Here is a 13,675-nt window from a genome sequence, read left to right on the forward strand (position 1 = left end):
GCCGGACGGTCAATTCAAGGGCGACCGACGACGATCGGCGCGGCGAGCGATCGGCGATGACTGGCCATGACGTCGCCGTAATGAAAGACCCGGCCGATCGTGTAGAGGGTGATGCGGGTGACATCGCCGACCGGATTGAAATGGCTGAGGCGGAACTCGCCGTGGTAACGCGAGGCGATCGGTACCGAGACCACGCCGAGCTTTTTCTCGCGCGAGGCTGCGATCAGGATCGCCGCTTCGAACACGAAATTCTCCGCCGGCAGGTCGGCCAGGTCCAGCGCCGCGCGCGGATACCAGCGCTGGCCACTCTGGGTGTCGGCGATCGGCTGCGCGCAGGCCCACGAGATGCCCCAGTCGGCGACGGCGTTGGCGCGGCGACGGGCCTTCGGCTGTTGCTCGCGATCGAGCAGGCGCGCACCGATCACAATGTGTTCGGGATACTGTGTGGCGGCCGCCACGATGCGCGGGATGTCGCTGGCCAGGTGCTGGCCGTCGCCATCCATCGTCAGCACCGCGTCGTAGCCCTGCCGCAGCGCCTCGCGAAAGCCGCGGCGCAGCGCCTCGCCCTTGCCGTGTCGCTCATTCTGACGCAGCAAGGTCACTGGCAACGCGGCGACGATGTCTGGCGTGCGATCGTTGGAGCCGTCGTCGATCACGATGACCGGTGCACCCAGCGCCAGCACGGACTCGACCACCGACTGGATCGCGGCTTCCTCGTTGAGGCAGGGAATCAGCACGCACCAGCGCGCGACAGCGGTATTCAAGCGACCAGCTCCCTTTCAGACATGATCCATGTCGATCTGCAGCCCCAGTGTAGCGGCGGCCGCCAGCTGGCAGCGTCCTTCGGTGCGGGTCAGCAACGCCAGCAGCGGCAAACCACTGGCTGACGGGTTGTCGTCGCGCCAGCCGGCCAGCGGTTCGTCCAGTGCGCTATCCGGGTGTGCCGGGGTCAGCTCCAGATCGAGCCGGGCCAGTGTCGCGCCGCTGCGTTCGGGCGCCAATACCAGCGCACAGCCGAACGGCTGGCGGCAGTGGGTGACTTCGCCCAGCGGCCCACTGCCGGCGGTGTCGCTGCACACCAGCAGTACCGCGCGCTGTTCGGCCACCGCCTGGCTGGCCGCTTCGAGCAGGCCGGCGCCGAAGCTGGCGCGCTGCGCGGCCACCGCGGTGGAGGGGGTGTGGCAATCGGTGGCGATGGTCCAGTAGCCGACCGCCGCGTTGTGCACCGAATTGTGGAAACGGATCGGCGACAGCTCGGCCGGCGCCTGCGCCAGCGTCGCGCACATGTAGTCGGTGATCGGCTGGTCGCCGTGCGAGGAGGCGAAGACGCAGGCCAGCGTGGCGGCGTCGCGGCCGCTCATCGCCACCGCCTGCCCGGCCACTTCGACCGCCAGCAGCACGCTTTCCGGCGCACGCCGGCGTTCGTTCGGCGGCAGTCTGGCGGCGGCAGGGCGGGCGGGTGGCGGCACCGGCGTGGCACCGCCCAGCAGCGACTTGAGTGCGGCGAAGTCGGCCAGTTGCGGCGACCACAGGCCGACGCCTTCCACATAGACGCGCAGCGCACTCATGCGGCGAATCCCGCACGGGCGAACGCGAGGCAGGCATTGTTGCCGCCGAAGCCGAACGAGTTGCTGAGCGCCACGTCGACGCGCTGCTGCTCGTTGCGCCAGGCGAACGACGCGCCGCAAAGCGGATCGGGAGCCTCGCCGCCGAGGTTGCCGGGAACCAGGCCGTGCTCGATCGCCAGCAGCGCGATGGTGGCCTCGACGATGCCGGCCGCACCCAGCGTGTGGCCGGTGAAACCCTTGGTGGAGCTGGCCCGCGTACGGGCCGGAAATGCGCGACCGACCAGTGCCGCCTCGACCTCGTCGTTCTTCTGGCTGGCGGTGCCGTGCAGGTTGATGTAGTCGACCTGGCTGACGTCGAGGCCGGCGCGGGTCAATGCGTCACGCAGCGCCAGTTCGGCGCCGAGTCCGTCCGGATGTGGGGTGGACATGTGATGCGCGTCGCTGGCTTCGCCGTAGCCGAGCAGTTGCGGCGCGTCGGGCGCGCTGTCGATCCGTTCCAGCAAGGCGAAGCCGGCCGCTTCGCCGATCGAGATGCCATCGCGCGCGGCGTCGAACGGCCGGCACGGAGCGAGCGACACCAGCTCCAGCGCGTTGAAGCCGAACAGCACGCTGTCGCACAGGGTATCCACGCCACCGACCACCGCCGCATCGATCAGACCGAGGCGGATCATCCGCTCGGCATTGGCAAACACCTTGGCGCTGGACGAGCAGGCGGTCGAGATCGTCAGGCACGGACCTTCCAGTTGCAGCGCGGCCGCCACGAAGGCGGCCAGCGAATGCGGCGCGTGGATCGCCGGACGCAGCATGTCGTCGGCAAAACCGCCATCGGGATCGAGCCGACGGTACGCCTCTTCGGTGGCGCCGATGCTGGCGGTGGAGGTGCCCAGCAGCAGCGCAATGCGACCGGCGCCGTAGCGTTCGCGCGCGGCCTGCACGCGGTCGAGAAAGCTGTCCTGGTTCAGGCCGAGCCAGGCCAGCCGGTTGTTGCGGCATTCCCACGTCGCCAGCGTGGCGGGCAGGGCGCCCTCTTCCACGCCGTCGACGCGGCCGATCCAGCACGCCAGCGGCGCGCTGCTGAAGTCATTCGGGCGCAGTCCACTGCGTGCGGCCTGCAGCGCGTCGAGATGCGCTGTGCGACCGTGGCCAATGGCGGAAGTGGCGGTGTACGCGGTGATCGCGAGGGGTGTCATCAGGTCAAGCATCGCGAAAGCCTAGCGGGCACCCCGTGACTTGCCTAGCCTGCGGCGGTCACCGCACAGGCGGGCATTCAGCGTGATCGCGATGGCATGAAGGTGCCGCGAATACCGGGTCGAGCGACTAAGCTGATGCACTTCCCTGCACCAGTACAGTCCACTCCATGCCTGCAGCACGAAGCCCCTGGCGTTATCTGCGTGACCACGACATCCTGCATGCGGGTGTGGTGACCGTGCTGGCGGTGTTGTTGAGTGGCGGCCTGGTCTGGCTGGGTTACCTGATCCATGTCTGCCGGGTGGCTGCGCGCAGTCCGCTGGCACCGTCGCGACGGATGACGGCGCTGGTGTTCGGTCGCCGACTGGAGAACGATGCGCCGGAGCACGACTACCAGCTGCGTTTGCAACGCGTGCTGACCCTGGTCGAGCAGGGACGGACCGATCATGTCCTGCTGCTCGGCGGTTGCAGCGGCGGCCAGTGCAGCGAGGCGGCGGCCGGCCATGCATGGCTGCAGCAGCACGGACTGTCCGCCGAGGTTTGGGTGGAGCTGGAGCCGGATTCGATCGATTCGCTGGAGAACCTGCGTCAGGCGCGCCAGTTGCTGCAGGCGCAGGCGGATGGCGCCGAGTTGCCGCCGGTGGCCCTGATCACCAGTCGCTACCATCTTGCCCGTTGCCTGCTGTTGGCGCGTCGGCTGGGTCTTGACGTTGTGCCGATCGCCGCCGAGCCGGCGATCTCCTGGCATGGGCGTTATCTGGGTCTACTGTTGATCGAATCCGGTTTTCTGATGTGGACCGACCTGGGCCTGCGCTGGGCGCAGTTGATCGGTCTTCGACGGATGCACGAGCGCATCAGCTGATCTGGTGCGGGTCGGCGTGACGCTGCGCCGCAGCCGTGCGTGCCGATGCACTTGCTAAGCTTGCGCCAATCAACCGACGAGCCAGACGATGAGCCAGCAGGCGGATCTTGCCGAAACCTTTTTGCGCGGACTGCAGGACCGCCTCTGCGCCGCGATCGAGCAGGTCGACGGCAGCGCACGCTTCGAGGAAGACGCATGGCAGCGCGCGGCCGGCGGTGGCGGGCGTACCCGCGTGCTGCGCGATGGCGCGGTGTTCGAACAGGCCGGCGTCAACTTCTCGCGGGTCAGTGGCAATCAGCTGCCGCCCAGTGCCACCGCGCACCGACCCGAGCTGGCCGGCGGCAGTTTCATCGCCACCGGCGTCTCGCTGGTGCTGCATCCGAAGAATCCGCACGTGCCGACCACGCACGCGAACGTGCGCTATTTCGAGGCCAGCAAGGAAGGCGTGGAGCCGGTGTGGTGGTTCGGCGGCGGCTTCGATCTCACCCCGTTCTATCCAGTGGGCGAGGACGTGCTGCACTGGCACACGGTGGCGCGCGATCTGTGCGCGCCGTACGGCGCGGACGTCTATCCGCGTTACAAGCAGTGGTGTGACGAGTATTTCTACCTGAAGCATCGCGACGAGACGCGCGGCGTCGGCGGCTTGTTCTACGACGATCTCAACGAGGGCGGCTTCGAGCGCTGCTTCGCGTTCACCCGCGCGGTCGGCGAGGGTTTCCTCGATGCGTATCTGCCGATCGTCGAGCATCGCAAGGACACGCCGTACGGCGAGCGCGAGCGCGAATTCCAGTTGTACCGGCGTGGTCGCTACGTGGAGTTCAACCTGGTCTACGACCGCGGCACGCTGTTCGGCCTGCAGTCTGGCGGGCGCACCGAGTCGATCCTGATGAGCCTGCCTCCGCGGGTGCGCTTCGAATACGCCTATACGCCCGAAACCGGTTCGGCCGAAGCGAAGCTAACCGACTATTTGAAGCCGCGCGACTGGCTGTAAAAGTACGGCCCCGCCATGACGGCGGGGCCGTGGTCGGGGAAACTCAGTTAGCCGGCGTCGCGCCGCTGAACTTCACCGGCGTGGCGCCCTTGACCGGGCCGATCTGCGCGCTGTCGCTGACCTTCAGCACCACGTCGCGACGAAACTCGAGGGTGCCCTGCACCACGGCGTGCGGGCCGATCACCACCACCGGCGTGCGGCTGTTGTTGTGGAACCAGCCACCGGGCTTGTCGACCAGGATGCCGCCTTCGACGTGCGAGTTCGCACCGATCGTGATATCGCCGCCGACCGTTTCGATGCCGCCGGCCACATGGGCGTTGTCCAGCACGATCCCGCCGTTGACGTTGCCCAGCTTGCCGCCGACATCGGCGCCTTGCGCCAGGTGAATGCTGCCGTTGACCGTGCTCACTTCGCCGCTGACCCGGCTGGCACTGCCGATGCTGACCGCACCGTTGACCGTGCCCAGCTCGCTGGCCTGCGCCTTGTCGCCCAGTTCGACCGCGCCGTTGACGGTGCTGGCCTTGTGCACGACGGCGCCGCCAGCGATATGCACGGCGCCGTTGACGGTGCTGACATCACCGACTTGCTGGCCGGCCTCGACCTGCACCGTGCCGTTGACCTTGTCGATATCGTTGTCGCGCGCGGTCGCCAGCAGTGGCAGGCTCAGCGCCAGGGCGGCGAGGATGAGAATCGTCGGGGAACGACGCATGGCAATCTCCCTATGTGATTTGAGTGGCGTGGGTGGGTAGTGGCAGTAGGATGCTCCGCCCGCGCCGCGGGTTTAGCATGACCTGTGGCAGGGGCCGCATTTGACGATGCCGGGGCGGGCCTGCACCATTCCCGGTTCATTTCATCCAAGTTGGGCACCCCGATGCACAAGCTCGTCCTGATCCGCCACGGTCAATCCCAGTGGAACCTCGACAACCGCTTCAGCGGCTGGGCCGACGTCGACCTCACTGCGCAGGGCATGGCCGAAGCGCAGGAGGCCGGGCGGTTGCTGCAGGCGGATGGTTTCACCTTCGACGTGGCGCATACCTCGGTGCTCAAGCGCGCGGTGCGCACGCTGTGGGGTGTGCAGGACGCGATGGGCCTGATGTGGCTGCCGGTCGTCACCGACTGGCGCCTCAACGAGCGCCACTACGGCGCGCTGACCGGCCTCAACAAGGCCGAGACGGCGGCGAAGTACGGCGAGGACCAGGTCAAGATCTGGCGCCGCAGCTACGACATCCCGCCGCCGCCGCTGGAGCGCAGCGCGAACGAGTCGGTGCACGATCCGCGTTACGCCACGCTCGATCCGAAAGAAATTCCCGACACCGAATGCCTGAAGGACACCGTGGCGCGCGTGATGCCGTACTGGGACGAGGTGCTGGCGCCGGCGATCCGCGCCGGCCAGCGCGTGCTGGTGGCCGCGCACGGCAACTCGCTGCGTGCGCTGGTGAAATACCTGGACGGCATCTCCGACGAGGCCATCGTCGAGCTGAACATCCCCAACGGCGTGCCGCTGGTGTACGAGTTCGACGAGCATCTCAAGCCGTTGCGCCATTACTACCTGGGCGATGCCGAAGCGATCGCGGCGAAGATGGCCGCGGTGGCGAACCAGGGCAAGGCGAAGTAGGTCGGCATGATGTCCGGTGCGAGCTCACCGAAAGCGATGGCCGCCGCACTCACCGACTACTGGTCGCCACGAGTGGTCGGTGAAGTCGATGACAGCTATATCAAGGTGGCCAAGGTCCGTGGTTCGCTGTGCTGGCACAGCCACGATGACGAGGATGAGTTGTTTCTCATCCTGAAGGGACATCTGCGCATCGAGCTGGAGCATGCCGCGCCGGTCGAGCTGGATGAAGGCGAGATGTTCGTGGTGCCCAAGGGCATGCGGCACAATCCGGTGGCCGAGCAGGAATGCCTGCTGATGCTGATCGAGCGCAAGTCGACCCTGCACACCGGCAACGTCGTGACGGAGCGGACGCGTTCGCTGGCCGAGCAGCTCGGGGCCGGCTGAGCCCGTACCTGGGGTCCTGGCGAAGGGTGACAAACATCAGTCGTCAGCCGCGCTTCGCTCGACTAAGCTGGGTACTGTCCATCCCACGGTGCCGTCCATGCCTGCCCATCTGACCAATTACCTGATCATGTTGCCGCTGCTGGCCTGGATGGTGTGGCGGCGCGTGAGCCGCCAGTTCGGGCGCCAGCCGATCCAGCGCAAGCGGATGATCTTCCGCATCGCGGTGTTTTCGGTCATCGGTGTCCTGCTCGCACTCAGCGGCTTTCACAAGATCGAACTGGCCGAGGGATTGTTGGGTGGCGCGCTGATCGGCGCCGTGCTGGGTCTGCTTGGCATACGGTTGACCCGTTTCGAAGTCGATCCGGTCAAGGGTGACTGCTATGTGCCGAACCCATGGATCGGTGCGTTGCTCACGGTGCTGCTGCTCGGTCGGTTGGTCTGGCGCTTGATGGTGGTGCTGCCGCAGATGCAGCAGGCATCGGCGGCCGCGACGCAGGCGGCGGATTACCAGGGGCAACCGTTGGCCGGCTATACCTCCAGCCCACTCACCATGCTGGTGATCGGTCTGCTGGTCGGTTACTACGTCGTGTATTTCAGCGGCCTGCTGATCCATCACCGTCGTTTCCAGCGTACACATCCGGGTACGACGGCGGCGTAAAGGCCGCGGTTACGGTCCGGCGAACATTGCCGAGAACTCCCGCGCGAAACGATGCACGTCGCCGGGCCATCGGGCGGACAGGTAGTTACCATCGCGCACCACGAACGCCGGTGAGGCGTCGTGTTCGCTGTCGCGGGCCAGACCATTCGTCTTGCGGCGGTAGTCCGGTGCATCGCGGGGTACGTCGAGAAAGTCGGTCGGCGCGGCCAGTGCACGCGTCACTTCCTGCTGCACCGACATGTAGCCGGCGGGCTGACCAGGGGCTTCGAGATAGGTGCGGTAGTAATGCGGATCCCAGTAGCGGGTGATCCGCGCAGTCGACCAGGCCTTCTTCTCGAGTGCCCAGGTCAACGCGGTGGTGCGGCGACCGAACAGCACCGACTTTCCGTCCATCGAGCCGCTGCGCGCGGCCAGCAGCACGCCGTGGCAGATCGCCGCGACCGGCTTGTCCGCCGCGAAGAACGCCGCGACCAGCGTCTGCAACAGCGGACTTTCCAGATACTCGCGCATGCCGCGTGCGCGATGGCCGCCCGGCAGCAGCAAGCCATCGAACGCCATGGCGTCCAGTGCATCCCAGCGCAGCGGCGCGCGGAACGCGGCGTCCCGCAGCATGGCCGCATAGGCCTTGCGGGCATTGGCGTTCGCGCGCAGCAGCAAGCCGACCAGGCGCAACCGGTTCAGTCCCGGCAGCCAGCCCCAAGGATCGAGGCCCACGCCGCCGACCATCAGTTCGTCGGCCGCGGCGGGCTGTCCGTTCGGTGTGGCGAAGATCACCTGATGACCCTCGTCGTGCAGCGTGCGCCAGCTCACCGCGACTTCCGATGGATCGAAGTCGCGGCGCGGCAGCGGGATCAGGATGCGGGCCATGACGGCGTGTTAGCTCACAGCGATCGGCTGCATGGCCCCGACGGAATTCACGGCACGATGCTCACATCGATCTCGATCGGATAGCTGGCGTGGTCCGGCAGCTTCGGCGGTGCCGGCAGCGTCATCTTGCCCAGGCTGGTGGCGAGACAGTTGGCGACCGGCGTGGCCGGTTGCACGTCGATCCGGTGTGGCTTGCCGTCCGGCGCCACATCGGCGACCACGGTGAACGGCGATTTGTCCGCCGGCGTGTTGCTGACGATGCAGGCCTTCAGCGCGGCGGCGAACGGCTCGTTGATGTGGTTCCACAATTGCTTCTGATACGCCGGACCGGTGTTGCCGGCCTCGACCAGCCTGCCCTGCATCACGCGCGCGGTGAAGTTGTCGCCGGGCGTTCCCTGCGGGGCGCCCAGCAGCAGGGCAAGAGCGAGAAGGGCGGGCATGGGCAGTTCCGGTAGCAAGAGGCAGCGAGCACGTTAGCAGTTCAGCCGCGCAGGTTCATTCGGCCCGGTGCCCCAGCGCCAGGTACGCCTCGCTCTGCATCTCGATCAGGCGCGACTCGGTGCGGCCGAATTCGGCGCGCAGGCGTTCGCCGTCGTACAGCTCGGTGATCGGCGCGGCGGCCGACAGCACCAGTTTCACGTGACGGTCGTAGAACTCATCGACCAATTGCACGAAGCGCTTCGCCGCGTCCTCGCTGTAGATGCTGAACTGCGGCACGTTTTCGATGATGATCGCCGGGCCGGCCTTGGCTAGCGCGATGTAGTCGGCGACCGCGCGCGGGCCTTCGCACAGGGCATCGAAGTCGAACCACAGGATGTTGTCGGCACCCTTGCGATAGGGGATGTCGCGGCCGTTGATGTGCAGCATCCCGTCCTGTTGCACGGTGCCGCTGGCCTGGCTGGCGAAGATGCGTTCGAGTGCGCGGTGGGCCTCGGCGCCGGGCGGCGTGAGATACACCGGTGCCTGGGTCAGCGCGCGCAGGCGCCAATCACGCGACGAAGCCATCTCGACTACGTGGCAGCGTTGTTCGATCAGCGCGATGGCGGGCAGGAAGCGCGCGCGCTGCAGGCCGTCCTTGTACAGGTTCGCCGGTGCGGTGTTGGACGTGGTGACCAAAGTTACGCCGCGCGCGAACAGCGCATCGAGCAGGTTGGCCAGGATCATCGCGTCGCCGATGTCGTTGACCAGGAACTCGTCCAGGCACAGCACGCGGCAGCGGGAGGCGAGTTCGGCCGCGACCTCGACCAGCGGACTCTGCCGCTCGCCCAGCGCACGCAGGCTCGCGTGCACTTCGCCCATGAAGCGGTGGTAGTGCCGCCGCAACGCGACGCCATGCGGCAGGCTGGCCACGAACAGATCCATCAGGAAGGTCTTGCCGCGACCGACCGTGCCCCACAGGTACAGGCCGGGTATGGCTTCGGGCGACTCGTTGCCGAGCAGGGATTTCAGCCGTCCAAACAGACCGCCATTGGTTTCAGGCTGGGCGCACAGTGCCGCATGCAAGCGATCGAACTCGGGCAACAGCGCCAGCTGGGTCGGGTCGGACTCCCAGCGATGCGCGGCGACGCCTTCCTGGTAGCGCGCACTGGGCGCAAGCGATGGGGTTTCACTCATGGAGCGGCGTCTTGGATGATTGGATGGACGAGCGTCAGGCGTTGGGCGACATGCTTCACGACTGACGCGGTGGCGGCAGCCAGTCGAGCACGGCGTGTTTGACCGCGCCGCGCAGATCCATCAGCCGGCGATGGAAGAAGTGGCCGGTCTCGGGCATGCGCACCAGTTCCGGCGGCACCTCGAGGCTGTCGATCCAGTCGAATACGGCCTGCGGCTCGACTACCTCGTCTTCCTCGCCCATCACCACCAACCACGGACAGCCGGGCGGGGTGAGCGATGCGAATGACCAGCGGCCGGCCGGCGGAGCGATGCTGATCAGCGCCCTGGCCTGCAGCTTGGCGGCGTTGCGAATCGTGACATAGCTGCCGAACGAGAAGCCGGCCAGCCACAGCGTATCGTCCGGCCGCGTGCAGCGCACCCAGGCGACCACGGCGGCCAGGTCATCGCCTTCACCGTCACCGTTGTCGTAGACGCCGGCGGAGGAGCCGGTACCGCGGAAGTTGAAGCGCACGGTGTCCAGTCCGGATTCGCGCAACGAGCGATCGAGCATGGTCACCACCTTGTTGTGCATGGTGCCGCCCTGCACCGGGTTCGGGTGACAGATCACCGCGACGCCGCGACGCGCGACGGTCGGCTCGGCGACGTCGCTGATGGTTTCGAGCTTGCCGGTGGGGCCGTCGAGCATGAAACTGGCGGCGACATCCGGAAAGCTGGCAGGGTCGGCGGGGAGCTCGGTGGGATTCATGCACACGATGATAACCGCCGCTGCGCTTTGCCGCCGCGGGCGCCGTCGATGAACCATCTGGCGCATGCGCTGCTCGCTGGCGACGACGAGTGGTTGCAACTGGGCGGCATGCTCGGCGACTTCGTGCACGGCCAGCCCGATCCGCAGCTGTACCCGCAACGTGCGGTCACCGGCATCCGCCTGCATCGCGCGATCGACGTGTATACCGACGCCCACCCCGAGGTGCTGGCAGCCAAGGCGTTGCTGCCGCCGCCGTACCGGCGTTATGCCGGCATCCTGCTGGATATGTGGTTCGATCATTGTCTGGCGCGGGACTTTCCGCGCTGGAGTGCGCAGTCGCTGGAGGCGTATTCGGTAGCGTTGCGTGCGTTGCTGCAGCGGCACGATGCGCTGTTGCCGCCGGAGTTGCGGCGGTTTCGTGGCTATATGAGTGCGCATGACTTGCCCGCCGGGTATGCCGATCGCGCGATGCTGGGGCAAGCACTGGCGGGAATCGGCCAGCGTTTGAGCCGGGCCAATCCGCTGGATTCGGCATTGCCGGTGCTGGTGCAACGGGAAGTTGAGCTGCAGGTGCGCTTCGAGGCGTTCTTTCCGCAGCTGCAGGGATTTGCGCGTGAGTGGGTTGCGGAGCACACGGAGTGAGCGTCTGTACTCCCTACCCTGCAATGCAGGGGAGGGCTGGGGAGGGGTGCTTTTGATCTTCTCGCATGCCGGAGCTCCCTCTCCCCAACCCTCTCTCCACGGGGGAGAGGGGGCAAACGAAAACGCCGCCCTTTTCAGGGCGGCGTTTGGCGAAAGCTTGTTGGATCAAGCCAATTACTTGGCTTGATCGACAATCCAGTGCACGGCGTTCTTCACCTGTTCGTCGGTGAGCGCCGGGTTGCCGCCCTTCGGCGGCATGAAGTTGCCGTCCGGGCCGTGGTAACCCTCGATCGCGTGCTTGACCAGGGTGTCGATGCCTTCGGCGATGCGCGGGCTCCACATGGCCTTGTCACCGACCTTGGGTGCGCCGGCCACGCCGGAAGTGTGGCAGCTGGTGCACAGGTGATCGAAGATTTCCTTGCCGTCGGTGGTGCCGCCGTAGGCGACCTGCGAGGCAGCGGCCTTGGCGGCGGCATCGGCGGCCGCCTGCATCGCGGCGCGACCGGTGTTGCCGGCGTAGACGGCGCCGGCCGGCGCGATCCGCTCGGTGACCTTGGCCGGCTGGTCCGGGTTGGTTTCGTGCGGCTCGTGCTCGTAGATCGCCAGTGCCGTGAAGATCAGGATCACCGTCAGTACCGCCAGACCGCCAATCATGACCGAAAACTGGCGCAAGACGCTCTGATCGGATTTGCTCATGGGACCGCTCACGCACGTACTCCTGTCAGTGGGCAGCGCGGAACGCCACGATGGCTGCTCCGACCTGCCTGAATTGCCTGTACTGTCGCACCGGTCTGGCGAACTCATCCCGGCGTGGATTGTCGTACTTGGAGGTACGACACGAATATCGCTTGCCAGCCAACCCCGGTGGCGGGGTCGGAAGGCAACCAGTCGCGGATTATAAACGAAGCGCGCGGCAAGTTTCAGGCCTCGATGCGGGATGCCGACGGTGTCGCCCGGTTTTCGTACGGCCGGCCGCAGGCCTTGATGCAAGCCATGTAACGGTCGCCCCTGCCATCGGTCATGCCCCACCCCTGTCAACCGGCATTGTTCAAGTTCGTTCAACTGCCCCTATGCTTTCGCCCCAGAGGAGTCGGTCGGACATTGTCCCCGCGGGTGAAACCGACAAACTCCATACACATCAGATATGCATACTGCGTGATGGTGTGCCATGTGGCCGCGCCGTTTCAGTTAAGTCCAGGAGTTTCACATGTCGCGTTTTTGGAAGATCGCATTGATCGTCATTGCGGTGATCGTGGTGGTGGGGATCGGTTTCCGGCTGTTGCACAAGCCGGCTGCCGAAGGCACCTCTCGCCGTGGTGCTGGCGCGAATGCCGCCGCCCAGAACGGCGGACAAGACAGCAAGGACGGCAAGGACAATGCGCCGGTGCCGGTCACGGTCGAGCCGGTGGTGAGCCAGAACGTGCCGATCTATCTGACCGGGCTGGGCACGGTGCAGGCGCTCAACACGGTGACGATCAACCCGCAGGTGGCCGGGCAGATGATGAGCATCAACTTCACCGAGGGCCAGTCGGTGAAGAAGGGCGATCTGCTGGCGCAGATCGATCCGCGCACTTTCCAGGCCGCCTATGACCAGGCGGTCGCCAAGCAGAAGCAGGACCAGGCCCTGCTCGCCACCGCGCAGAGCACGCTCAAGCGCAATCAGGCGCTGGTGGCCAGCGGTTATGTGGCGGCACTGGACATGGATACCTTCCGCAACAACGTCGGCCAGTTGCAGGCCGGCGTGACCGCGGATGAGGCGAGCGTACGCTCCAGCAAGGTGCAGCTGGACTACACCCGCATCATCTCGCCCTGCGATTGCGTCACCGGTATCCGCAGTGTGGATCCGGGCAATGTGGTGAATACCTCCACCGCGATCGTCACGCTGACCCAGGTGCATCCGATCTACGTGATCTTCTATCTGCCCGAGCAGAACCTGGAAGTCGTGCGCAATGCGTTCAAAGGTGGCGCCCAGCTCGAGGTGACGGCGCTGGATCGCACCGACGCCCATCCGCTCGCCAGCGGCGGCGTGCTGCAGGTGATCGACAACCAGATCGACACCAGCACCGGCACGTTCAAGCTGCGTTCGCAGTTCCCGAACGTGGACAACACCTTGTGGCCGGGTCAGTTCGTCAACGTGCAGCTGAAGGTGCGCACCGATGCCGGTGGCCTGGTGATTCCGGCCCAGGCGGTGCAGCGCGGCCCGGATGGCGACTATGTGTACCTGCTGCAGGACGACAAGACGGTGAAGATGCAGCCGGTGACGACGGCCAACGAGGTCGGTGCCAGCCACGTGATGATCATCAAGGGCCTGACCGTCGGGCAGCAGGTGGTCACCGAGGGCCAGTTCCGGCTCAAGCCCGGCAGCAAGGTGCAGGCGCTGAAGCCCGGTGAAGTGCCGGCGGCGCCTTCAGCGGCCGAACTGCAGAAGTCCAAGCAGAACGGTCAGAAGGGCGGTGGCCGCCGTGGCGGTTGATGGCAGTACGGCAGAGGCTTGCGCCCGGCGCGACCGGGCATGCCGTTGTCTGGCCATGATCGCGGCTG

The 13,675-nt window shown here is 66.5% G+C and carries 16 protein-coding genes; 7 read left to right on the forward strand and 9 right to left on the reverse strand.

Annotated elements, in window-relative coordinates:
- Positions 1 to 14 precede the first annotated feature (14 nt).
- Genes IE071_RS13665 through IE071_RS13675 form a run of 3 tightly spaced genes read right to left on the reverse strand, consistent with a single transcriptional unit; the run spans position 15 to position 2,758 of the window.
- The gene (locus IE071_RS13665; RefSeq protein WP_189441933.1) at positions 15 to 764 is read right to left on the reverse strand and encodes a glycosyltransferase family 2 protein; all 750 of its coding nucleotides are present in this window, start codon (positions 762 to 764) and stop codon (positions 15 to 17) included.
- A 15-nt stretch (positions 765 to 779) separates the two neighbouring features.
- Positions 780 to 1,568 carry a beta-ketoacyl synthase chain length factor gene (locus IE071_RS13670; protein WP_189441936.1) on the reverse strand — a complete coding sequence of 263 codons (789 nt, stop codon included), beginning with the start codon at positions 1,566 to 1,568 and terminating at the stop codon, positions 780 to 782.
- Positions 1,565 to 2,758, reverse strand: coding sequence for a beta-ketoacyl-[acyl-carrier-protein] synthase family protein (locus IE071_RS13675; RefSeq protein ID WP_229792920.1), 1,194 nt, complete (start codon positions 2,756 to 2,758; stop codon positions 1,565 to 1,567). Before IE071_RS13675 ends, IE071_RS13670 begins: the two co-directional genes overlap by 4 nt.
- Before the next feature lie 167 nt (positions 2,759 to 2,925).
- Here IE071_RS13675 and IE071_RS13680 point away from each other — a divergent pair, with 167 nt between their 5' ends.
- Positions 2,926 to 3,618, forward strand: a complete 693-nt coding sequence (locus IE071_RS13680) for a YdcF family protein (protein WP_189441940.1) — start codon at positions 2,926 to 2,928, stop codon at positions 3,616 to 3,618.
- An 88-nt stretch (positions 3,619 to 3,706) separates the two neighbouring features.
- A complete protein-coding gene (hemF, locus tag IE071_RS13685; protein ID WP_189441942.1) occupies positions 3,707 to 4,609 on the forward strand; it encodes an oxygen-dependent coproporphyrinogen oxidase in 903 nt (300 codons plus the stop codon).
- 43 nt (positions 4,610 to 4,652) lie between these two features.
- Here hemF and IE071_RS13690 read toward each other — a convergent pair whose 3' ends face one another.
- Positions 4,653 to 5,318, reverse strand: coding sequence for a DUF4097 family beta strand repeat-containing protein (locus IE071_RS13690; protein WP_189441943.1), 666 nt, complete (start codon positions 5,316 to 5,318; stop codon positions 4,653 to 4,655).
- A gap of 162 nt (positions 5,319 to 5,480) precedes the next feature.
- Here IE071_RS13690 and gpmA point away from each other — a divergent pair, with 162 nt between their 5' ends.
- The 3 genes from gpmA to IE071_RS13705 all read left to right on the forward strand — a co-directional run bounded on the left by gpmA (position 5,481) and on the right by IE071_RS13705 (position 7,266).
- Positions 5,481 to 6,224, forward strand: a complete 744-nt coding sequence (gpmA, locus tag IE071_RS13695) for a 2,3-diphosphoglycerate-dependent phosphoglycerate mutase (RefSeq protein ID WP_189441945.1) — start codon at positions 5,481 to 5,483, stop codon at positions 6,222 to 6,224.
- A 6-nt stretch (positions 6,225 to 6,230) separates the two neighbouring features.
- Positions 6,231 to 6,608: a cupin domain-containing protein gene (locus IE071_RS13700; protein WP_229792911.1), complete on the forward strand. Its 378-nt coding sequence runs from the start codon at positions 6,231 to 6,233 to the stop codon at positions 6,606 to 6,608.
- Positions 6,609 to 6,705: 97 nt separating this feature from the next.
- Positions 6,706 to 7,266, forward strand: coding sequence for a CcdC protein domain-containing protein (locus IE071_RS13705; RefSeq protein ID WP_189441947.1), 561 nt, complete (start codon positions 6,706 to 6,708; stop codon positions 7,264 to 7,266).
- 9 nt (positions 7,267 to 7,275) lie between these two features.
- Here the strand turns inward: IE071_RS13705 and IE071_RS13710 are convergent, their stop codons facing one another.
- From IE071_RS13710 to IE071_RS13725, 4 genes are read right to left on the reverse strand one after another with little or no spacing between them, the layout of a single operon-like run.
- The gene (locus IE071_RS13710; RefSeq protein ID WP_189441949.1) at positions 7,276 to 8,133 is read right to left on the reverse strand and encodes a type 1 glutamine amidotransferase domain-containing protein; all 858 of its coding nucleotides are present in this window, start codon (positions 8,131 to 8,133) and stop codon (positions 7,276 to 7,278) included.
- Between the two features lie 47 nt (positions 8,134 to 8,180).
- Positions 8,181 to 8,573, reverse strand: coding sequence for a peptidase C13 (locus tag IE071_RS13715; protein WP_189441950.1), 393 nt, complete (start codon positions 8,571 to 8,573; stop codon positions 8,181 to 8,183).
- A 55-nt stretch (positions 8,574 to 8,628) separates the two neighbouring features.
- The gene (zapE, locus tag IE071_RS13720; protein WP_189441952.1) at positions 8,629 to 9,747 is read right to left on the reverse strand and encodes a cell division protein ZapE; all 1,119 of its coding nucleotides are present in this window, start codon (positions 9,745 to 9,747) and stop codon (positions 8,629 to 8,631) included.
- A 55-nt stretch (positions 9,748 to 9,802) separates the two neighbouring features.
- Positions 9,803 to 10,492: an alpha/beta hydrolase gene (locus IE071_RS13725; protein WP_189441954.1), complete on the reverse strand. Its 690-nt coding sequence runs from the start codon at positions 10,490 to 10,492 to the stop codon at positions 9,803 to 9,805.
- 48 nt (positions 10,493 to 10,540) lie between these two features.
- Here IE071_RS13725 and IE071_RS13730 point away from each other — a divergent pair, with 48 nt between their 5' ends.
- On the forward strand, positions 10,541 to 11,134 hold the full coding sequence (locus tag IE071_RS13730) for an acyl carrier protein phosphodiesterase (protein WP_189441956.1): 594 nt from the start codon (positions 10,541 to 10,543) through the stop codon (positions 11,132 to 11,134).
- Positions 11,135 to 11,308: 174 nt separating this feature from the next.
- Here the strand turns inward: IE071_RS13730 and IE071_RS13735 are convergent, their stop codons facing one another.
- Positions 11,309 to 11,830, reverse strand: a complete 522-nt coding sequence (locus tag IE071_RS13735; RefSeq protein WP_189441958.1) for a c-type cytochrome — start codon at positions 11,828 to 11,830, stop codon at positions 11,309 to 11,311.
- Between the two features lie 511 nt (positions 11,831 to 12,341).
- Between IE071_RS13735 and IE071_RS13740 the strand changes: the two genes are divergently transcribed.
- Complete coding sequence (locus tag IE071_RS13740; RefSeq protein WP_189441960.1) at positions 12,342 to 13,607, forward strand: efflux RND transporter periplasmic adaptor subunit; 1,266 nt, start codon at positions 12,342 to 12,344, stop codon at positions 13,605 to 13,607.
- The last annotated feature ends 68 nt before the right edge of the window (positions 13,608 to 13,675 follow it).

Source organism: Rhodanobacter panaciterrae, from assembly GCF_014651895.1.
GTDB classification, from domain to species: Bacteria; Pseudomonadota; Gammaproteobacteria; order Xanthomonadales; family Rhodanobacteraceae; genus Rhodanobacter; species Rhodanobacter panaciterrae.

Coding starts and splice junctions, on each gene's coding strand:
- IE071_RS13675 (WP_229792920.1), bottom strand. CDS start 2,758: ATGACACCCCTCGCGATCACCGCGTACACCGCCACTTCCGCCATTGGC.
- IE071_RS13730 (WP_189441956.1), top strand. CDS start 10,541: ATGAACCATCTGGCGCATGCGCTGCTCGCTGGCGACGACGAGTGGTTG.
- IE071_RS13715 (WP_189441950.1), bottom strand. CDS start 8,573: ATGCCCGCCCTTCTCGCTCTTGCCCTGCTGCTGGGCGCCCCGCAGGGA.
- IE071_RS13710 (WP_189441949.1), bottom strand. CDS start 8,133: ATGGCCCGCATCCTGATCCCGCTGCCGCGCCGCGACTTCGATCCATCG.
- IE071_RS13670 (WP_189441936.1), bottom strand. CDS start 1,568: ATGAGTGCGCTGCGCGTCTATGTGGAAGGCGTCGGCCTGTGGTCGCCG.
- IE071_RS13725 (WP_189441954.1), bottom strand. CDS start 10,492: ATGAATCCCACCGAGCTCCCCGCCGACCCTGCCAGCTTTCCGGATGTC.
- IE071_RS13735 (WP_189441958.1), bottom strand. CDS start 11,830: ATGAGCAAATCCGATCAGAGCGTCTTGCGCCAGTTTTCGGTCATGATT.
- hemF (WP_189441942.1), top strand. CDS start 3,707: ATGAGCCAGCAGGCGGATCTTGCCGAAACCTTTTTGCGCGGACTGCAG.
- gpmA (WP_189441945.1), top strand. CDS start 5,481: ATGCACAAGCTCGTCCTGATCCGCCACGGTCAATCCCAGTGGAACCTC.
- zapE (WP_189441952.1), bottom strand. CDS start 9,747: ATGAGTGAAACCCCATCGCTTGCGCCCAGTGCGCGCTACCAGGAAGGC.
- IE071_RS13740 (WP_189441960.1), top strand. CDS start 12,342: ATGTCGCGTTTTTGGAAGATCGCATTGATCGTCATTGCGGTGATCGTG.
- IE071_RS13690 (WP_189441943.1), bottom strand. CDS start 5,318: ATGCGTCGTTCCCCGACGATTCTCATCCTCGCCGCCCTGGCGCTGAGC.
- IE071_RS13700 (WP_229792911.1), top strand. CDS start 6,231: ATGATGTCCGGTGCGAGCTCACCGAAAGCGATGGCCGCCGCACTCACC.
- IE071_RS13680 (WP_189441940.1), top strand. CDS start 2,926: ATGCCTGCAGCACGAAGCCCCTGGCGTTATCTGCGTGACCACGACATC.
- IE071_RS13705 (WP_189441947.1), top strand. CDS start 6,706: ATGCCTGCCCATCTGACCAATTACCTGATCATGTTGCCGCTGCTGGCC.